This is a genomic window from Microcystis sp. LE19-195.1E (assembly GCF_027532095.1).
GTDB lineage: Bacteria > Cyanobacteriota > Cyanobacteriia > Cyanobacteriales > Microcystaceae > Microcystis > Microcystis aeruginosa.
The window spans coordinates 1-1,596 of record NZ_JAPZSZ010000218.1 but is presented as its reverse complement, the minus strand read 5'-3'; the positions used below and the strand labels follow the sequence as shown (position 1 = coordinate 1,596).

General features: G+C 49.8%; 2 protein-coding genes. One reads left to right on the top strand and one right to left on the bottom strand.

The window, feature by feature from the left end:
• Window positions 1-206 precede the first annotated feature (206 nt).
• Window positions 207-1,424 carry an ATP phosphoribosyltransferase regulatory subunit gene (locus O9300_RS12460; RefSeq protein ID WP_287971922.1) on the bottom strand — a complete coding sequence of 406 codons (1,218 nt, stop codon included), beginning with the start codon at window positions 1,422-1,424 and terminating at the stop codon, window positions 207-209.
• A gap of 90 nt (window positions 1,425-1,514) precedes the next feature.
• Between O9300_RS12460 and O9300_RS12455 the strand changes: the two genes are divergently transcribed.
• A partial coding sequence (locus tag O9300_RS12455; protein ID WP_287674144.1) for a helix-turn-helix domain-containing protein occupies window positions 1,515-1,596 on the top strand: 82 nt, incomplete at its 3' end.

Here is a 1,596-nt window from a genome sequence, read left to right as displayed (position 1 = left end):
ACAGGTGCAAGATTTTGAGAGAATCGTGCTTCAAAACCTTGCGTCTTCATCGGCCCGCGTCCTGTAGGGGCGAAGCATTCGGATAAAAAATCTACGGTTTCACCGATAGGTTATTGCCCGAATGCTTCGCCCGTACTTTTTGCCGCAAACCCTAGATAGAGTCCTATAGCAGAGGGCAGCGGGATTTTCGCTGCTTTTGCCCCCTTTTAGAGAGATTCTTCGATCACGGAACCATCTTCTTGCACCCAGGCGAGATTTTTAATCATCCGATCGCGGGCATAGGTACGAATTTGTGCCTCGCTGCGACCCCCTAAATCGATCGCCACTCTCAGATTAGGATCACCGTTGCGAAGGGAGCGAGCTTTACTAAAAGTCGCTATCTGGGCGTTATTACCCAAAGGGATAAGCAACCAGTCGAGGGGGGCAGCTTGAGTGGGTAAAGTCTGCCCCGATAATAAACTTTCGTGCAGTTCTTCGATATTCAGGGAAAAACCGATACCCGGAGCCGATTGGCCCTGGGGATGAAAAACGCCCAATAATTGATCATAGCGTCCGCCCTGGCCTAAAATACTGAGATTTTGCTGGTGATCACTAACCGCCTTAAAAACGATGCCAGTGTAGTAATCAAAGGTTTGAATCAGACTTAAATCGAGAATTAGGGGGAAAGGCCCAGAGCGATCGGCATTAAGCAGCTCTACTAGGGATTTAAGGTTATTAACGGCTTTTTGGGCCGATTCTTCCTGGGCTAATACTGCCACTTGTGCGAGGACATCCTCAGGATTACCGCGCAGGTGAAATAATTTTCGGGCTTGCTGCCGGAGGGTTTCGTTGGGATAGGGAAGATTTTCGAGGCTAACGTAGTCGAGGAGGGCTAAACAGCGTTTCACCTGTTCGCGTAAGGGATCCGGAAAGGGAGAAAGTAGCGAACGAGTCAAACCCGCTTCCCCCAAAATAATCTGCCAGTTAGGGACGGACAAACTATCGAAACAGTCGGCTAGGAGCAGTAAAATCTCGGCATCAGCTAGTAAACCGCCAGAAAAGAGCAGTTCTACCCCCGCTTGATAGAATTCCACTTGACGACCGTGATAACTGGCACTAGGGCGACGAAAAACGTTAGCCCGATAACAAAGACGTTGGGGATAGGACTCCCCACTCATGCGGGTGACGGCACTGCGGGCAATGGAAGCGGTTAATTCGGGGCGTAATCCCGATAGTCCTTGGCTATCCCCGTGGAGTTGGATCACGGTGCTGGGATCGATCGCACCGCCCGCGGTGAGGGTATCGAGCCATTCAATGGTGGAGGTGACAATCCTTTGATAGCCCCAACGCTGAAAGACAGACTGAAGGCGATCGTTAATCCAGCCTTTTTGGGTAACTTCTAGGGGTAATAAATCCCTTGTCCCCGCCGGGGGTTGATGAATCATCGAAAATTTGGGTCTGAAACCCCGTCGTAGAACGACGGCTTTACTGTTAAATATTAGCACATTTACGAAATCTATGCTAAAATGTGAGACATGGAAAAAGCCTATTCGTTTCGATTTTACCCCACACCCGAACAAGAGTCGCTATTGCGGCGCACTTTGGGCTGTGTAAGAT

Bases quoted from the DNA above. Each gene is read 5' to 3' on its own strand.
- O9300_RS12460 (WP_287971922.1), bottom strand. From the start codon at position 1,424: ATGATTCATCAACCCCCGGCGGGGACAAGGGATTTATTACCCCTAGAA.